This is a genomic window from Streptomyces sp. NPDC088762, assembly GCF_044750905.1.
Classification (GTDB): Bacteria; Actinomycetota; Actinomycetes; order Streptomycetales; family Streptomycetaceae; genus Streptomyces.
In genome coordinates, this window is sequence record NZ_JBIVKT010000025.1 from 36,019 (window position 1) to 51,632 (window position 15,614).

A 15,614-nucleotide genomic window follows, 5' to 3' on the forward strand; every position below is an offset into this window, starting at 1 on the left:
GCGACGGAAACAACACGGCGCGGACGACGCGCGAAGCGCCCGCTCTCCCGCGGGGGACGGAAAGAGAGCGGGCGCCGTTCGCGGGGGTCGACCGGGTGCTAGGCCGCCGAGCCGCGGCCGTGCAGCGTCAGGGCGCGCCCCAGGGCGGCCAGGGCCGCCGTACAGGCCACCGTGCGGACGACGTTGCCGGAGGCCCAGCGGCCGCCGAAGCGGGAACGGGCCGCGGCGGCGTCGGCGCCCGCGCGCGCGAGCTGGTTGTTGAGGGGGATGTTCACGACCGCGGTCACGGCCAGCGACAGCCCGTACAGCGCGAAGGCCAGCCAGCCCCAGCGCGCCGCGTCCGGGCGGCCACCGCGCTGCTGCTGCGCGGCCGCCACGCCGGTCGCCAGGAAGGCGCCCAGGAAGAGCAGGCCGAACAGGCCGTTGTCGATCGCCTCGTTGATGTTGCGCATGGCGGTCACGTAGGTGTGGTCGTCGCCGCGGCCCAGGCCCGGCATCACCGAGATGTCGAAGGCGAAGTAGAGGCCGGCCATCAGGCCGGTGCCCACCGTCGCGGCCACCAGGGTCACGGATTGCGTCGTCGTGCCGGTCACTTCTGCAGTCCCTTCAGCGTGCGTGCGTAGCGCCTCTGCAACAGCGTCGCACCGACCAGCCGGACGGGCGGCGGGATGGTGGCGGAGACGTGGGCGACCGACTCCTTCGGAGCGCCGTCGAACATCCACGGCTGGAGGTACGTCATCACGCGCATCGGCGCGCTGGAGACGACCTTGCGCTCCTCGGCCAGGTAGGCCCGCTCGCCGAGCCGGTCGAAGACGGGGAAGACGATCCGCTCCTCGTCGCGGAGGTGGTCGCGCAGCACGCCTTCGAAGGTCTGGGCGGCCCGGACCAGGCCGTCGCCCCGGTGGGCGATCGCCGTGGACACGGCGGCCATCGCGGCGTCCAGTTCCTCGTGGTCCTCGTGCAGTTCGCGTGCCTGCGCGTCGAAGTCGGCGTCGCGGCGGCGCAGTCCCGGCCACAGGACGTCGTCCTCGCTGGTGTGGTGCCATTCGATGACCTCGCGCAGCCGCTGCCACCATTCGGCCCCCGCGCCGTTCCACGCGGGGGCCGCGGCGCGCAACCGGGCCGCGTCGCGTCGCATCGCGATGTGCATCAGGGCGAATCCGTGGAAGTACGGGGGGAGCGAGGCCAGTCCGTGTTCGCTGGAGTACGTCCGGGGCGTGGGCATGGGAACCTCCTGTGCCCCGAGTACCGGGCGGCGGCCGTACCAGAGTCGCCGCCCGGTCAAGGAGCGAAAGGGATGGAGCGGTCGGCAAGGGGAGCCGCCCGGTCAGACGTTCCAGACTCCGGTGGCCGCCGCCGCACGGGCGAAGTCCGCGAAGTCCTTGGGCTTGCGGCCCAGGGCCTCCTCGACACCGTGCACCAGGTGCGCGTTGCGGCCGTCGAGGATCATGGTGAACAGGTCGGCGAAGTCCTCCGGGAGACCGAGCTCGCGCAGGGCCGCGCGGTACTCCTCGTTGGTGACGGAGATGTACTTGATCTCGCGGCCGGTGGCCTTGGTCAGCTCGGTGGCCACGTCGCTGAAGCTGAGCAGGCGCGGACCGGACAGCTCGTAGGTCTTGCCGATGTGCTTGTCGTCGGTCAGCGCGGCCACCACCACGTCGGCGATGTCCTCGGCGTCGACGAAGGCCTCCACGGCGTCCCCGGTGGGCAGGGCGATCTCGCCGGCCAGTACGGGGTCCAGGAAGAAGCTCTCGGAGAAGTTCTGGAAGAAGAAGCTGGAGCGGACGATGGTCCAGTCCGCGCCGGAGGCCTTCAGGTTGTCCTCGGCGATCCCCGCGGCCTCCTCGCCGCGGCCGGACAGCAGCACCAGGCGGCGCGCGCCGTTCGCGACGGCCACCTTGGCGAACGCGTCGACCTGCTCGGCGGCACCGGGGAAGGCGAGGTCGGGGTAGTAGGTGACGTACACCCGGTCGACGCCCTCCAGCGCCGGCACCCAGGTGGCGGGCTCGTGCCAGTCGAAGGCGGGCTCACCGGTGCGGGAGCCGATCCGGACCTGGCGGCCGAGGGCGGTGAGCCGCTCGGCGACGCGCCGGCCGGTCTTGCCGTGTCCGCCGATGACGAGGGTGATCTGCGTGTTCTGCGCGTTCTGAGTCATGAGTACAGTCAAGTCCAGTCTCGCGAGACGAGCCATAGCCACAAAGCTCAGTTCCATATGCGTGCGTCTACGAGGGGTCGCTCGGAACGCGACGAGGAGCGTGTGGCTTCGGCATGAGCCCGAGAATCGTAGGCATGCCCCCACAGGGCGGGCCAGGGCGTCCCGAGCGGTCCTCGACCCGTCATGGACGGTCCGTCCAGGGGAACTTGAGCGGTCCCTGACCGGCCCCCGACCCGCCCCCAACCGGTCCTCTGCGGCAAGACTTGAGCGGTTCTCATGTCGTGCCCGGCACCATCGGCCCTGGAGTCACGACCCGCCGCTGGGAGGCCGCATGAACGCCACTCCGGACCATCCGGAGCTCGACCGGTTGTCCGCCGACCTGGCCGGTCTGCTCGGACGGATCGGGCTCGACCCGGCCGGCGAGTGGCCCGCGCGCCGGGACCGCCTCGACATCCGCTTCGCGGCCTCGGCCGCCCGCCATCCGGGGCGGGTCGCCGCCCGGGACGCGGAGGAGGAGGCGACCTACCTCGAACTGGAGTGGCTGGCCGACGACATCGCGCGGCGCCTGTCGGGGCGGGCCGGCCCCGGCTCGGCCGTCGCCGTCCGCGCCCGGCGCTCCTGCACGGCGGCCGGCGCCGTGATCGGCGCGCTGCGCGCCGGGGCGGCGGTGCTGCCGCTGGAGCCCGGACACAACGCGGGGCTCCAGGAGTTCCTGATGCGCGACGCCGGCGCCGAGATGGTCGTCTCGGACGGCGGACTGCTGCGCGACGAGATCCCGGTGGCCAAGTCCGGCCGGTTCGTCATCGCGGTACGGCCGGAGGCGGCGATGCGCCGCGAGATCCCGCCCGGCACGGCCTTCCTGGCGCTGCCCTCGGGTGGCGACCCGGGGCGGGCGCTGGCCGTGCGGCCGGTGTCCCACCTGGACGTGCTGTCGTGGGTGGACGGTTGTGTCCCGATGCTGGAGTCGGGTCCGGACGACGTGTGGACGTACTTCCACTCCCTGAGCCTGGACCTCGGCATGCGGGAGATGTGGGGTCCGCTGCTGTCGGGCGGCCGCACCGTCGTCGTGGACCGGGACACGGCCTCCGACGCGGGCGCCTTCGCGCGGCTGCTGGCGGAGCAGGAGGTGACGGTGGTGACGCAGCTGCCGTCCGCGTTCGCGCGGCTGAACGCGGCGGCGCGCGGGATGGGGACCGGCCTGCCGGCGCTGCGGCACGTCCTGCTGTCGGACGAGCCGGTGGACGGCGCGGTGCTGGCCGACTGGCGGTCCGCCGGGATCGCTCCGCAGGCCCTCACCTGGGACGTGTCGGGGTCGCCGTCGGTCCTGTGAAGGGCGCGGCACGAGCGGCCGAGAGGGCCCCGGAGGTTCGACCGTCCGGGGCCCTCTCGCACGTCCGGCTCCGCGCGCGGCGGCGGGCGGCCTCAGAACTGCCCCAGCCCGCCGCACACGTTGAGCGCCTGGGCGGTGATGGAGGCGGCCAGGTCGGTGGTCAGGTAGCCGACCAGGCCGGCCACCTCCTCGGGCGTCGAATAGCGGCCGAGCGGGATCTTCGATTCGAGCTGCTCCTGGACGTAGTCCTCGGTGGTGTCCCACACCTGCGCGTATCCGCTGCGCACGCGCGCCGCCATGGGCGTCTCCACGTAGCCGGGGCAGACCGCGTTGACGGTGGTGCCGGTCGGCGCGAGCTCCTTGCCGAGGGCCTTGGTGAAGCCGACGACGGCGTGCTTGGAGGCCGAGTAGGGGGCGCCGAGCAGCACCCCCTGCTTGCCCGCTGTGGAGGCGATGTTGATGATGCGGCCCCAGGGTTCGGCGCCGAGGCCGCCGCTGTTGAGCACCTCGCGGGTCAGCAGGAAGACGCTGTTGAGGTTGGTGTCGATGACGTCGTGCCACAGCTCGTCGGTGATGCCGGCGGTGGCGCCGCCGCCGCTGCGCCCCGCGTTGTTGACCAGGATGCTGACGGGCGCGCCGTAGGCCGCCACGGCCGCGGCGACCAGGCCCTCGACGGCGGTCCGGTCGCGTACGTCGGCGGCGGCGCCCTCCACGGTGAGCCCCTCGGCCTGGAGGTCCGCGACGGTCTCCTTGACCTTGGCCTCGGTACGGGCACACAGGAACACCCGGTGTCCGCGGGCGCCCAGGTCGCGGGCGACGGCAAGCCCGATGCCACTGGTGGCGCCGGTGACCAGGGCCACGGGCCGCTCGGGTGCCTTGTCCATCGCCTTCACCGTCATCCTCATCCCTCCGTCGCTCGCCTCTGCCTGTCGAGCGTCTCGCAGGGAACTCGTGGCGCGGCTGAAGTGGGATGGAGGCGGCCCCCGGCGGCCCGCGCACGGCCCCCGGGCGGCGGCCCGTCGGGCCACCTGCCCGGCGGCCCCGGTGGTGTCAGCGCTGCCGCCAGCTGCCGGCCGGGCGGAACCCGCCGGCCGGGACCCGGTCCCATCCGGCGGCGGCCGTGCGCGGCGGCTCGGGCGCCCGTGCCGCGGACCTGTTCAGCAGCAGGGCCGTCAGGACCGCCAGGACGGCGGCCGTCTCGTCCTCGTCGGGGTCCCCGCCGAGGATCCGCCACGTCTGCGGCGCGTGCGCCGCGTCCCCGGCGGTCATACCGGCGGGTTGCCGTGCTTGCGCGACGGCAGGTCGGCGTATTTGGGGCGGAGCATGGCCAGGGCTCCGACGAGCACCGAGCGGGTCTCGCCCGGATCGATGACGTCGTCGACGAGCCCGCGTTCGGCGGCGTAGTAGGGGTGCATGAGCTCGGTCGTGTACTCCTTGATCTTCTGCGCGCGCATCGCGTCGGGGTCGGCCGCGGCGGCGATCTCCCGGCGGAAGATGACGTTCGCCGCGCCCTCGGCGCCCATGACGGCGATCTCGTTGGTCGGCCAGGCCAGCGCGAGGTCTGCGCCGATGGAGCGTGAGTCCATGACGATGTAGGCGCCGCCGTACGCCTTGCGCAGGACGAGCGAGATCCGCGGGACGGTGGCGTTGCAGTAGGCATACAGCAGCTTGGCGCCGTGCCGGATGATGCCGCCGTGCTCCTGGTCCACGCCGGGCAGGAAGCCGGGCACGTCGACGAGGGTGACCAGCGGGATGTTGAAGGCGTCGCAGAACTGCACGAAGCGGGCCGCCTTTTCGCTCGCGTGGATGTCGAGCACCCCGGCGAGGCTGGCGGGCTGGTTGGCGACGAAGCCGGTGACGTGCCCGTCCATCCGGGCGAGCGCGCACACCACGTTGGTCGCCCAGGCCGGCTGGACCTCGAAGTACTCGCCGTCGTCGACGACCTCCTCGATGACCTTGCGGATGTCGTACGCCTGCTGCGGGTTGGCCGGGACGAGGGTGGACAGCGCGTCGGTGCGCCGCTCGGCCGGGTCGTCGGTGTGCTCGCGCGGCGGTGTCTCGCGGTTGTTGGCGGGCAGCAGCGAGAGCAGGTGCCGTACGTCCTCCAGGCAGGTCGGCTCGTCCTCGTAGGCGAAGGCGGCCACTCCGGACACCGCGGCGTGCACGTCGGCGCCGCCGAGTCCGTTCTGGGTGATCTCCTCACCGGTCACCGCGCGGACCACGTCCGGGCCGGTGATGAACATCTGCGAGGTGTCGCGCACCATGAACACGAAGTCCGTCAGCGCGGGCGAGTAGGCGGCGCCGCCCGCACACGGTCCGAGCATGACGCTGATCTGCGGGATGACCCCGGAGGCCTTGGTGTTGCGCTGGAAGATGCCGCCGTAGCCGGCCAGCGCGGAGACGCCCTCCTGGATACGGGCCCCCGCGCCGTCGTTGAGCGAGACCAGGGGCGCGCCGGCCGCGAGGGCCAGGTCCATCACCTTGTGGATCTTCTCGGCGTGCGCCTCGCCGAGCGCGCCGCCGAAGATGCGGAAGTCGTGGGCGAACACGAAGACGGTGCGGCCGTGTACGGTGCCCCAGCCGGTGACCACGCCGTCGGTGTAGGGCTTCTTGGCCTCCAGCCCGAAACCGCTGGCGCGGTGCCGTCGCAGGGCTTCGATCTCGTGGAACGATCCCTCGTCGAGCAGCAGCCCGATCCGCTCGCGGGCGGTGAGCTTGCCCTTGGCGTGCTGCCGTTCGGTGGCCCGTTCGTCCGGGCCGGCCACGGCGTGGGCCTTGATGGCGGCCAGTTCCGCGGCTCTGTCGAGGGCCGGCAGGGGTGGCGCGTCGCTGATGGTCATGTGCTCCTCCAGGTCTGAAGATGGCGGGTCTCAGGTCGCCCGGTGCAGCGTGAGGTGCCCGCGCCGCCTGACCGGCCGCGGGCGGTGGGGGGACGGCTGCCCGAAGCCGGCCGCCCGGGAGGCTCCCGCGACGGCGAGCGCCCCCTCGGCGGGAGCGGGAGCGGGAGCGGGAGCGGCGGCCTGCCGCTCCTCCCGCAGGACGTCGGCGAGCGCCCGCTCGAAGCGGTCGATGTCCTGCGCGGTGTTGTCGTGGTGGACGGACGCGCGGAGCGCGGGGGCCGCGTCCTGCCCGGCCGGGTGCAGCGGGTTCTCGTGCGCGACGGTCTTCCACACGACGACCCCGCGCCGGGCCAGCCCCTTGCGGATGACGGCGGCGGGGATCTCACCGTGCCGGAAGGCGAGGATGCCGGCCTGTTCCCGTCCCGCCGCGAGCAGTTCCAGCCCGGGCGTCCGCTCGACGGCGGCGCGCAGCCGGGCCGGCAGGTCCTCGGACGGCGGGCGCGCGGCGGCGTGGTGCACGAGGGCGGCGTGCAGTGCGGCGACGGCGGCCGGGGCGGGCGGCTGCGGGAGGCACTCCCACGCGCCGGGGGCGACGTACGCGAATCCGACGCCCTCGGGACCGCGCAGGAACCGCCAGCCGTCCGCGGTGAGCAGGTGGCAGCCGATGCGAGCGGCGTCGACGGGGACCTGCCCGACGGAGTGGGAGGCGTCGACGGCGTAGCGGGCCCGGTGGGGGGCGAGCAGCCGGCCGATCTCCTCGACGGGGTTGACGGTTCCGCAGGCCGAGGAGACGTGGACGACGGAGACGAGGGCGACGTCCTCGTCGAGGTGGGCCCGCATCCAGTCCAGGTCGAGGTCCCCGTCGGCGCGCAGCGGCACCACCTCCAGCCGGCACCGGGTGCGGTCGCGCAGGGCGTGCAGGGCGGTGAGGCGGTCCACGCCCTCGTGCGGCGTGGTCCAGATCCGGTCGCGCGGGCCGAGGGCGGCGGCCGAGACGAAGGCCTCGAAGGCCTCGGCGGCGCCGGCGGCGAGGACGGTGTCGCCCGCGGGAACGCCCAGCAGGCCGCCGAGGCGTTCGTGGACCTGCGTGTGCAGGACCTCGCCGAGGCGCTCCTCCAGCGCGGCCGGCCCGAAGCGGTCGTCGAGGGCCGTGCAGTCGGCGAGCACGGCGCGCACGCCGTCCGGCATCCGGCCCGTGCCCGCGGTGTTCAGGTGGGCCGTTCGTTCCCCGTGGTACGTCGGCGCGTTCATTTCAGGGGCCTCCCCCCGCTGTCGGAACCGCGGCACGCTCGCCGCCCTCATTTCCAGGCATTGCCAACAGGCTTGGCAATACATTGCCCAGCGGTCGGCGGTTTTGGCAATGTCGGGCAATACCCGCTCCGGCGAAACTCTAGTTCCAGACCCGTTGGCAACTCTTGGCAACGCCCTTTCCCACTCCTCCTCCGTCAATTTCCTTGCAGGTCAGAGCAGTTTGTGCAGCCCCCTCCAGTACGTCTCGAGCGATTGCCGAGCGAATTCCGAGCGGGCGTTGCCAAGCTTCTTGGCAGAGGACTTGCCAAGAAGAATCAAACAGTTGCCACGGAGGAGTCACCATGAAGAACATCGCCCGCCTCTTCGCCACCGCCGCCTTCGTCTGCGCCGCCGTGTTCACCGCCGGCGGCGTCGCCCAGGCCGACGGCGGCGCCATCGACTGGCCCGTCCCGCCGACCTCGACCACCGGCCCGGCTGCCGGCCCGGCCACCGGCCAGATCGACTGGCCGTAACCGAAGGTGGCTTGAATTCCACTAAAGGAAAGGGATGAAAAACGTCTACCCCGGCTAGCGTGCGCGGCACGGGGGCAGTTGGGGCACTTCCTTCGCCACCGGTGGCAGAAAAATGCCGGGTAACTCGACGCGTGCGGAGGGGGAAACCGTGAGGATTCAGGTTCTGGGTCCGTTGAGTGCCGAGGTCAACGGGGGATCCATCGTTCCGACCGCGGGGAAGCCGAGACAGGTCCTGTCCCTTCTCTCGCTGTATCCCGGACGCGTCATTCCCGTTCCCACGCTGATGGAGGAGATCTGGGGAACGCAGCCGCCGCAGAGCGCGCTGACCACCCTCCAGACGTACATCCTCCAATTGCGCCGCCGGCTGGGCACCGCGATGGGCCCCGACGCCCCGGGCGGCGCCAAGGACGTGCTGGCCACCCGGCACGGCGGCTATCTGCTGCAGGTCCCCGAGGAGAGCGTCGACGTGTACGACTACGAGCGCCTCACCCGCGAGGGACAGAGCGCCTTCGAGTCCGGCGACGACCGGGCCTGCGCCGCCCGGCTGCGGGCCGCGCTGGACCTGTGGCGGGGCCCGGCGCTGGTCGACGTACGGGTCGGACCGATCCTGGACATCGAGGTGATGCGCCTGGAGGAGAGCCGCCTCGTCACGGTGGAGCGGCGGATCGACGCCGACCTGAGGCTCGGCCGGCACTCCGAACTGATCGCGGAACTCACCGAGCTGACCGCGCGCCATCCCCAGCACGAGGGACTCCACTCGCAGTTCATGGTCGCGCTGTACCGGTCCGGACGGCAGGCGACGGCCCTGGACGTGTACCGGAGGCTGCGGGGCCGGCTGATCGAGGACCTCGGCGTGGAGCCGTCACCCCAGCTGCAGCGCCTGCACCAGGCCATGCTCGCCGTCGACCCGCAGCTCGACGTGGTCGCCGGGCCGCGGCGCACCTCGACGTTCGACCTCTTCGCAGCCTAGGGCCTTCAGGGGCGCAACCGGTGCGCCTCGGCGACCAGGTAGCGGTCCTGGACGAGATGGCTGGCGAAGCTCCATTCCCCGCCCACGGGCCGCGGGGCCTGCGCGTCCGCCGCCTCGCTCAGTGCCACCCGGCCCCCTTCGTCGAGGCCGAATCCGAAGGTGGAGAAGCGACGGCGCCCCCCGTGCCCCAGGGCCTTGGTGTAGGCCTCCTTCAGGGTCCACAGCCGCAGCAGCCGCGCCCGGCGTTCGTCCTCGGGAAGCGCGTCGAGCACGGCCCCCTCCTGCGCCGTGCACACGTGGCCGCGCAGCAGCTCGACGGAGACGTCCCGGTCGGCGGGCTCCGCGTCCACGCCGATCGGCCCGGTGCGGCTGACGCCGACCACGATCAGCTCGTCGGCGTGCGCCAGGCTGACCTCCACGCCGGCGCCCTGCCCCTGCAGGAGGGGCCGCCCGCCCGGCCCGTAGCCCAGGTCCAGGGTGTCCACGGGCACGTCCAGGGCGGTGGCGGCGGTGTACTTCACGACGAAGCGAGATACGGCGAACCGCATCCGTCCGGCCGCGGCCGGCGTCTGCCGGAAGCGCGGCCAGTCGTCCCCGAGCAGCGGGCGCAGCGCCGGGTCGAGCAGGACGGCGGTCAGCCACTGGCCCCAGGTGGTGCAGACGACCGCCCGGCCCACGTCGTCGAGCCGGTCGCCCACCTCGTCCCAGGGGCCCTCCGGGCCGGGGACGTACAGGGGCGCTCCGAGGGCTCCGGGGGCCTCCGCGGCCGGCCGTGCGGGTGCCATCGACGGTCTCCTTCCCGTACTCATCGCAGCCGGCGCACAGTGGTCTGTGCCCGCCACCTGGCCAGGCGCAGCGTCTCGGTACTCGCCCGCCCCAGCCACGTGCGCACGTACCGGCGGGCCTCGACGAGGCCGGCCGCGCCCGCCCCCGGGAGCCGCAGGGCGGCCTCCTCCCGCAGCACCACCTGCTGGGCGCAGACGACGCGTACGCCGTCGCCGTCCGGGAGCAGGGACCATTCGCCGGTGTGCGCGGCGATCGGCTCGGGCGTCACCAGCTCCTTGTAGACGATCCGCGCGGCCGAGGGGAAGCACAGCCGCACCGCCTTGGTGGAGAGCGTCCGGCCGTCGGGCGTGGCGCAGGTGTCGACGGCGGCCACCTGCACGCCGGGCACGTCCTCGGTCACGCTCGCCGACTCCACGTGCGGGACGCGCTCGGGCCAGTCCCCGATGCGGTGGAGGAAGTCGTAGACCAGCTCGGCGGGGCCGTCGACGTGCACGCTGTCCTCGAAGGACAGCAGCAGTTCGTCCAGGCGCTCCCAGCGCTCGGCGATCGCCGTGAGGTGGGCGAGCTGCGCGGCGGGCTCCTCGTCCCACTCCTGCCGGCTGCGCGCGGTCCCGGCGGCGGGCAGCCCCTCCACGGTGCGCTCCTGGCGCAGTGTCACGCGGCATTGCGCCTCGCCGTGCGCCTCGACGGTCCAGGTGCCGGTCGTGGGCGCGCCCGGGCGGGCGGTGTCCTCCTGCTCGAACTCGACGGTCCTGGACCGCGGGTGCAGCACCCGGCGTACGTGGAAGGACCGGACCCGCTCGCCCGCCACGTCCCACAGCCGCAGCCGTTCCCGTACACCGTCGAAGTCGATCCGCTCGACGTGGACGGGCGTGGGCAGCAGGAGGGGCCAGCGCACGGCGTCGGCCAGCAGTCCGTAGACCACGCCGGCCGGGGCGGCGATCCACGCCGTCTGCTCGCTCGCGTGCACGCGCTGCGACGACATGAGAGGCACCTCCCCTGATCGTTTGTGCGGGTGCGCCCAAGCCTGCACCAGGGGACTCGAGCCTTCCTCAACCCCCGACGGCCGCGGCCGCGCTGAGCCGGCCGGCCTGACCGCCGCGTACGACCTGACCTGCCTGGCCCGCCTGGCCCGCCTGACCGACCTGACCGACCTGACCGACCTGACCGACCTGACCGGTCTGCCCCGCCTCCGTCAGCGCATCGGCCAGCACCCGCCAGATCTCGGCGGCGAGGTCGATGTTGGCGTCCTCCTGGGCCTGCTGGGCCAGCGCCCGCAGGCCCTGGATGCCGGAGGGGTCGCCGGCGAGGATCAGCAGCTGGTGACGCAGGATCTCCAGCCGCACCTGCCCGCGGTACGTCATCCTCGGCTGGTCGGCGGCCAGTTCGCCGAGCAGGGCGCGCGCATCGTCGTAGCGGCCGGTGGCGAAGGCGAGATCGGCCTTGAGGGCGGTCAGGTCCTGCCGCAGGGCCGGTGTGCCCACGAAGGCCAGGGCGGCTTCGGCCTCCTCGGCGCGGCGCTGCGCCTGCGCGGGGTCGGCGGGCATCTTCTGCAGGTGCAGCCGGCCGGTGGCCAGGCGCAGCCGGATCCACAGGACCAGGTCCTCCTGGCTGCTGAACCGGTCGAGGGCGTCGTCCAGGCAGGCCTGCGCACCGGGGTAGTCGCCCTGGCGCATGCGCACCGCGGCGGCGGTCCACATGGCCTCGGCCCACAGCGCGTCGGAGCGGCCCCGGACGAGGGCGGTCAGCTCGTCCGCGTGCAGCCGGGCGTCCCCCATCCGGCCCGCCTCGGCCTGTACGGAGACGAGCGCCAGCAGGGCGGTGGCCCGGTCCTCCACGCCCAGTTCCTCGCGCAGCGCGATCCGGTGGGCCTCGACGGCCGCGTCGACGGCCGGGGTGATCTCGCCGATGGAGCGCAGACAGCGGGCGAGCCGGGTCAGGCCGCGTACGCGCAGTTCGCTGACGCCCACTTCCTCTCCGAGCGCGACCAGTTGGGCGAGCCGCTCCCGCTCCGCCGCGTGGTCGCCCTGGACGCGGGCGGCCTGGGCGAGCAGCCACAGTGCCTGCCAGCGCAGTACGGGGCTCTCGTGGCCCTCGGCGGCCAGGGCCTGGCGGAGCGCCTCGATGGCGTCGGGGGAACCGGTGGACGCCGCGAGGGTGAGGGCGTGGGCCAGGGAGCCGGTCGCGGGCTCCTCGAAGTCGGAGACCTCCAGGCCCAGCCGACCTGCGAGGTAGCCCACGGCCCGCTCGGTGGGCTGACGGGCCCCGGACTCCAGGCGGGAGAGGTAGCCGGTGGACATCCCGTCGCCCGCAAGCGCCGTCTGCGACAGGCCCCGGGCCAGCCGGAGCTTCCTCAGGCGGTGTCCGAACGCAGGCTGTCGCAGCATGGGCATCCTTGAGGTAGCGGGCAAGGAATCTGTCGGGAACGGGCACCGAGCGTAGGGTCCCCGGCAACAGCCCGGCAAACCTTTGCCAGGGATTCCCGGCCGGTCTCGTCCCGACCTCATCCGGACCTCGTGCGGCCCTCGAGCGGACCTCGACCCCGTCGAGGCAGACTCTCCAGAATCCGGCCGTCGTACCGGCCGGCGCCCTGCTCTTCCCGCAACTCAGCGCCTTGGAGTCGACGATGAGGCCATCGGTGTGCGCGTCCCGCGCGTCCTGGACGCCCGCAGCCCACACCGCGGCCCCGACGGCCACGCTCCGCTCCACCGGCCCCGTCCGGGACGAGCAGCCGGACGACGACATCGGCTGGCCGAAGAGGTAGCCCGGGCCCGCGCGGCCCTCAGGCGTGGCCGAGGTCAAGCAATATGATCATATGAGGACATGACCACGAGGACTCTGTACCTGTTCTGCTCCGCCGCCCCGCCCGTCTTCGACGTGGCCCACGTGATCGAGGACGCCCAGGCCCGCGGCTGGGACGTGTGCCTCGGTCTCACTCCCACCGCGGCGCACTGGCTGGACGGAAGCCTCGACGGACTGGCCGCCCTGACCGGCCACCCGGTGCGCTGGCAGTACAAGCTGCCCGGGCAGGACGACGTATGGCCGCCGGCCGATGCCCTGCTCTTCGCCCCCGCCACCTTCAACACGGTCAACGCCTGGGCCCTCGGCCTCACCGACCGCTTCACCGTCGGCGTCGCCGCCGAGGCGATCGGCAAGGGCGTCCCCGCCGTCGCCATGCCCTGCACCAACACGGCCCTCGCCGCGCACCCGCAGTTCGACCAGTCCCTGGCCGTCCTGCGCGCCGCCGGCGTCGAGGTCCTCTTCGGCGAGGGCGGCTTCGTCCCCGGCCCGGCCGGCCAGGACGCCCCGCCGCACTTCCCGTGGCCCGCCGCCCTGGACGCCGTCTCCCGCACCGCCCCGGCCCAGGCCTGACCGGGCCGGCCGGCCGGCCGTCAGAGGAGGCGGAAGAAGGCCCGGACATCCTCCACCAGCAGCTCCGGCACCTCCATCGCGGGAAAGTGCCCGCCCCGGTCGTAGGAGGTCCAGCGGACGATGTTGTCGGTGCGCGCGGCGACGTGCCGCAGCGGAATGAAGTTGTCCCGGGGGAAGTCGGCGAGTGCGGTCGGCGTCCGCGACACCTCGGGCGGCTGCCCGGCGTAGTCGGCGTGCGCCCGCTCGTAATAGATCCGGGCGGCGGACCCGGCCGTACCGGTCACCCAGTACAGCATCACATTGGTGATGACCGTCTCCCGGGAGACGGGGCACCGGGGATCGCTCCACTCGGCGAACTTCTCCCCGATCCAGGCCAGCAGCCCGACGGGCGAGTCGTTCAGCCCGTACGCGAGGGTCTGCGGCCGGGTCGCCTGGATGTCCGCGTACCCCTGCCGCTCGCGCGCCCAGCTCCGGTACCGCTCCCAGCTGGCCAGCGTCCGTTCCCGCTCGGCGGGGCCGAGCGCGGCCAGCTCCTCGGGCAGCGGCTCCCGGGTGGCCCCGCCGCCCGGCAGCAGGTTCAGATGCACCCCCACCACGTTGCCGGGTCGCAGCCGCCCGAGCTCCCTCGACACGGCGGCTCCCCAGTCACCGCCCTGCACCCCGTAGGCCTCGTACCCGAGCCGCTCCATCAGCACCCCGAAGGCCCGCGCGACCCGCTTGAACTCCCAGCCCGCCTCGGCCGTGGGCCCCGACAGCCCGAAGCCCGGGATGTGCGGCAGCACCAGATGGAAGGCGTCGGCGGGATCCCCGCCGTGCGCCCGCGGATCGGTCAGGGGGCCGGCCACCTCCAGGAACTCGACGAAGGAGCCGGGCCACCCGTGGGTCATCAGCAGCGGTGTGGCGTCCGGCTCGGGCGACCTCAGGTGCGCGAAGTGCACGTTCGCCCCGTCGATGACGGTGGTGAACTGCGGCCAGGCGTTCAGCCGCGCCTCGGCCGCGCGCCAGTCGTACTCCGAGCGCCAGTAGTCGACGAGTTCCCTCATCTCCCCGAGCGGAATCCCGTACGCCCATCCCGCCCCGGGCAGCTCGTCGGGCCACCGCACCCGCCCCAGCCGCTCGCGCAGGTCGTCCAGCTCCGCCTGCGCCACGTCGATCCGAAACTCCCGCAGCCCCTCACCACCACTCATGGGGTGAAGCCAAGCACGTCAAACGGCATACAGATCAAACGTGGAGCCCCGCTTCGGCCCCGCCTGCACGTCCAGCGCCGGATCCACCGTCAGCATCGCCTGGTGCAGCCGCTGCAACTGCGGCGACGGCTCCACGCCGAGGTCCTCGATCAGCCGGCCCCGCAGCCTCCGGTACACGTCCAGGGCCGTCGCCTGCCGGCCCGACCGGTACAGCGCGACCATCGCCTGCGAGTGGAGCCCCTCGTGCTGCGGATGGCGGGCGATCAGCTCGGTGAGCTCGGCCAGCAGCTCGGTGTGCCGTCCCAGCCGCAGGTCGACGTCGATCCGCCGCTCGACGGTGACGAGCCGGCTCTCCTCCAGCCGCATCACCTCGATGTCGAGGATCGGCCCCGCCCGTACGTCGACCAGCGCGGGCCCCTGCCACAGCGCGAGCGCCGCCCTCAGCGCGGCCGCGGCGGTCTCGTCGTCACCCTGCTCGAAGACGCTGTGCCCCCGAGCGACCAGCGTTTCGTACTGGTGCACGTCCACGCACTCGGGCGGTATCTGCAACAGGTACCCCCCGTGCCGCGTGACGAGCACGTCCTTCACCCCTCCGGGCCCACCGGGCCCCATGGCGGTACCGAGCCGCCGGCGCAGCTGGAGTATGTAGGTCTGCAAGGTCGTCAGCGCACTCTGCGGCAGAGCGGTCCCCCAGATCTCCTCCATGAGGGTGGGCACCGGCATCACCCGCCCCGGATACAGGGCGAGGAGCGCGAGGATCTGCCTGGGCTTCCGGGCGGTCGGAACGATGGACCCCCCGTTGACCTCGGCACTCAACGGACCCAAAACCTGAATCTGCACGGTCCACTCCCCCAAGTCGTCGAGCACGGGGGCACGCTAGCCCCACCCCACCCCCACCCCCGTTTTCCTCAAGCCCCTCTCAAGCCCCCATCCACCCCGCCCGCCCGCAAATCCATCTCGCCGACGGCAAATCAACCCAGACCAGCCAATTCCAGCCTCGCCGGCGCTTGAGGCGCGGGGCCCGGGGCAGAGCCCCGATCTCTAAGCCGCACAAGCCCCTCAAGGCCAGCCACATCCAGCCCCACCAGGGACACATCCACCCTGCCCGGCCGCACATCCATCTCGCCGACGGCAAATCAACCCAGACCAGCCAATTCCAGCCTCGCCGGCGTTTGAGGCGCGGGGCCCGGGGCGGAGCCCCGATCTCTAAG

At 73.0% G+C, this 15,614-nt stretch carries 17 protein-coding genes; 5 read left to right on the forward strand and 12 right to left on the reverse strand.

Going from position 1 to position 15,614, the window contains the following annotated elements; genetic code table 11:
• Nucleotides 1-98: 98 nt before the first annotated feature.
• The 3 genes from ACIP5M_RS34690 to ACIP5M_RS34700 form a co-directional block, all read right to left on the reverse strand.
• Nucleotides 99-593 (reverse strand): DUF1772 domain-containing protein, encoded by a 495-nt coding sequence (locus ACIP5M_RS34690; protein WP_401204717.1) that lies wholly within the window; start codon nucleotides 591-593, stop codon nucleotides 99-101.
• Nucleotides 590-1,225 (reverse strand): hemerythrin domain-containing protein, encoded by a 636-nt coding sequence (locus tag ACIP5M_RS34695; RefSeq protein ID WP_401204719.1) that lies wholly within the window; start codon nucleotides 1,223-1,225, stop codon nucleotides 590-592. The genes ACIP5M_RS34690 and ACIP5M_RS34695 overlap by 4 nt, the downstream gene beginning before the upstream one ends.
• 102 nt (nucleotides 1,226-1,327) lie before the next feature.
• Nucleotides 1,328-2,155 carry an NAD(P)H-binding protein gene (locus ACIP5M_RS34700; RefSeq protein ID WP_401204722.1) on the reverse strand — a complete coding sequence of 276 codons (828 nt, stop codon included), beginning with the start codon at nucleotides 2,153-2,155 and terminating at the stop codon, nucleotides 1,328-1,330.
• A gap of 331 nt (nucleotides 2,156-2,486) precedes the next feature.
• Between ACIP5M_RS34700 and ACIP5M_RS34705 the strand changes: the two genes are divergently transcribed.
• On the forward strand, nucleotides 2,487-3,485 hold the full coding sequence (locus tag ACIP5M_RS34705; protein WP_401204725.1) for an AMP-binding protein: 999 nt from the start codon (nucleotides 2,487-2,489) through the stop codon (nucleotides 3,483-3,485).
• 92 nt (nucleotides 3,486-3,577) lie between these two features.
• On the opposite strand, the gene ACIP5M_RS34710 is transcribed toward ACIP5M_RS34705, so the two are convergent.
• The 4 genes from ACIP5M_RS34710 to ACIP5M_RS34725 all read right to left on the reverse strand — a co-directional run bounded on the left by ACIP5M_RS34710 (nucleotide 3,578) and on the right by ACIP5M_RS34725 (nucleotide 7,576).
• Nucleotides 3,578-4,384: an SDR family NAD(P)-dependent oxidoreductase gene (locus ACIP5M_RS34710; RefSeq protein WP_401204727.1), complete on the reverse strand. Its 807-nt coding sequence runs from the start codon at nucleotides 4,382-4,384 to the stop codon at nucleotides 3,578-3,580.
• 151 nt (nucleotides 4,385-4,535) lie between these two features.
• The gene (locus tag ACIP5M_RS34715; protein WP_401204729.1) at nucleotides 4,536-4,754 is read right to left on the reverse strand and encodes an acyl-CoA carboxylase epsilon subunit; all 219 of its coding nucleotides are present in this window, start codon (nucleotides 4,752-4,754) and stop codon (nucleotides 4,536-4,538) included.
• Nucleotides 4,751-6,325, reverse strand: coding sequence for an acyl-CoA carboxylase subunit beta (locus ACIP5M_RS34720; RefSeq protein ID WP_401204731.1), 1,575 nt, complete (start codon nucleotides 6,323-6,325; stop codon nucleotides 4,751-4,753). The genes ACIP5M_RS34715 and ACIP5M_RS34720 overlap by 4 nt, the downstream gene beginning before the upstream one ends.
• A 30-nt stretch (nucleotides 6,326-6,355) precedes the next feature.
• Nucleotides 6,356-7,576 (reverse strand): aminotransferase class V-fold PLP-dependent enzyme, encoded by a 1,221-nt coding sequence (locus tag ACIP5M_RS34725; RefSeq protein WP_401204733.1) that lies wholly within the window; start codon nucleotides 7,574-7,576, stop codon nucleotides 6,356-6,358.
• A gap of 341 nt (nucleotides 7,577-7,917) precedes the next feature.
• Between ACIP5M_RS34725 and ACIP5M_RS34730 the strand changes: the two genes are divergently transcribed.
• Together ACIP5M_RS34730 and ACIP5M_RS34735 are read left to right on the forward strand one after the other, a co-directional pair.
• A complete protein-coding gene (locus tag ACIP5M_RS34730; RefSeq protein WP_401204736.1) occupies nucleotides 7,918-8,088 on the forward strand; it encodes a hypothetical protein in 171 nt (56 codons plus the stop codon).
• Between the two features lie 148 nt (nucleotides 8,089-8,236).
• Nucleotides 8,237-9,058 (forward strand): BTAD domain-containing putative transcriptional regulator, encoded by an 822-nt coding sequence (locus ACIP5M_RS34735; RefSeq protein ID WP_401204739.1) that lies wholly within the window; start codon nucleotides 8,237-8,239, stop codon nucleotides 9,056-9,058.
• Nucleotides 9,059-9,063: 5 nt separating this feature from the next.
• On the opposite strand, the gene ACIP5M_RS34740 is transcribed toward ACIP5M_RS34735, so the two are convergent.
• From ACIP5M_RS34740 to ACIP5M_RS34750, 3 genes are all read right to left on the reverse strand, one after another.
• Nucleotides 9,064-9,843 carry a 4'-phosphopantetheinyl transferase family protein gene (locus ACIP5M_RS34740; protein WP_401204742.1) on the reverse strand — a complete coding sequence of 260 codons (780 nt, stop codon included), beginning with the start codon at nucleotides 9,841-9,843 and terminating at the stop codon, nucleotides 9,064-9,066.
• Nucleotides 9,844-9,863: 20 nt separating this feature from the next.
• Complete coding sequence (locus ACIP5M_RS34745) at nucleotides 9,864-10,829, reverse strand: SRPBCC family protein (protein ID WP_401204744.1); 966 nt, start codon at nucleotides 10,827-10,829, stop codon at nucleotides 9,864-9,866.
• A 67-nt stretch (nucleotides 10,830-10,896) separates the two neighbouring features.
• Nucleotides 10,897-12,231, reverse strand: a complete 1,335-nt coding sequence (locus tag ACIP5M_RS34750; RefSeq protein WP_401204746.1) for a helix-turn-helix domain-containing protein — start codon at nucleotides 12,229-12,231, stop codon at nucleotides 10,897-10,899.
• Nucleotides 12,232-12,470: 239 nt separating this feature from the next.
• Here ACIP5M_RS34750 and ACIP5M_RS34755 point away from each other — a divergent pair, with 239 nt between their 5' ends.
• Complete coding sequence (locus ACIP5M_RS34755; protein ID WP_401204749.1) at nucleotides 12,471-12,608, forward strand: hypothetical protein; 138 nt, start codon at nucleotides 12,471-12,473, stop codon at nucleotides 12,606-12,608.
• Nucleotides 12,609-12,667: 59 nt separating this feature from the next.
• On the forward strand, nucleotides 12,668-13,216 hold the full coding sequence (locus ACIP5M_RS34760) for a flavoprotein (RefSeq protein WP_401204751.1): 549 nt from the start codon (nucleotides 12,668-12,670) through the stop codon (nucleotides 13,214-13,216).
• A 20-nt stretch (nucleotides 13,217-13,236) separates the two neighbouring features.
• Here ACIP5M_RS34760 and ACIP5M_RS34765 read toward each other — a convergent pair whose 3' ends face one another.
• Entirely contained in the window at nucleotides 13,237-14,403 is a 1,167-nt protein-coding gene (locus ACIP5M_RS34765) for an epoxide hydrolase family protein (RefSeq protein ID WP_401204753.1), read from the reverse strand.
• 18 nt (nucleotides 14,404-14,421) lie between these two features.
• Nucleotides 14,422-15,243, reverse strand: a complete 822-nt coding sequence (locus tag ACIP5M_RS34770) for a BTAD domain-containing putative transcriptional regulator (protein WP_401204800.1) — start codon at nucleotides 15,241-15,243, stop codon at nucleotides 14,422-14,424.
• Between the last annotated feature and the right edge of the window lie 371 nt (nucleotides 15,244-15,614).